We start from the raw sequence: 915 nt of genomic DNA, 5'->3' as shown, positions 1-915 counted from the left end.
CCTCTGAGGTTCCAAGCCATGACGTCGAAATGCACCCAAGGGGTTTCATTGCTAATGAATTTTTCGAGGTATAGTGCAGCTGTGATAGCGCCACCGAATCCGGTTTCTGCTGAATTCAGGGTATCGGCAAAATGGCTTTTAAGCATGTCGTTGTAGGCTTGGTGCAACGGTAGGCGCCAAATAGGATCTAAGCAATCTAGAGCGCTTTCGTTGAGTCCTGCAGCCACTTCTTCATCGTTACAGAAGAAGCCAGGGAGTTCTGTGCCCAGTGCTACGCGGCATGCGCCGGTCAATGTGGCAAAGTCAATAATCAGCTCGGGGCTTTCGCTACATGCATCATCCAATGCATCGCAAAGAACTAAACGACCTTCAGCGTCGGTATTGTCTATTTCGACCGTAAGGCCTTTTCTAGATTCAATAATATCGCCGGGTCTAAATGCATTACCAGATATAGCGTTTTCAGCCGCAGCAACGAGAACACGTAATCGAATTGGAAGGTTTTGTGCCATGATGAGCTTGGCCAAGCCAAGCACGTGTGCAGCGCCGCCCATATCCTTTTTCATCTGACGCATGAAGTTGCCAGTTTTAATATTCAGACCGCCACTATCAAAACAGATACCTTTACCAACTAGTGTAATAGCTGGCGCGTCTTCGTCGCCCCAAACGAGTTCGAGTAGGCGAGGTTCGTGCACAGAAGCTCGGCCAACAGCGTGAATAAGTGGGTAGTTTTGATCTAAAAGTTCTTGGCCGATAATTTCACTGAAGCTGCCTTCGTAAGCACTTGCGAGAGCTTGCATGGTTTGCGCTAGATCTTCGGGCATCATATCTGAGGCGGGAGTATTGATTAGATCGCGCGTAAGTACGATAGACTCGACCATATTATTGGCTTCTGACAACAGGCTCTCATCATCGATG

The 915-nt window shown here is 48.3% G+C and carries 1 protein-coding gene; it reads right to left on the bottom strand.

The genetic code is table 11. From position 1 onward, the window contains the following. Positions 1–915 (bottom strand): M17 family metallopeptidase (locus A3762_RS19840; RefSeq protein WP_068757278.1); only part of this gene is annotated, 915 nt, incomplete at both ends.

This window comes from Oleiphilus sp. HI0125, from assembly GCF_001635355.1.
This window is presented reverse-complemented; position numbering and strand designations above follow the sequence as displayed.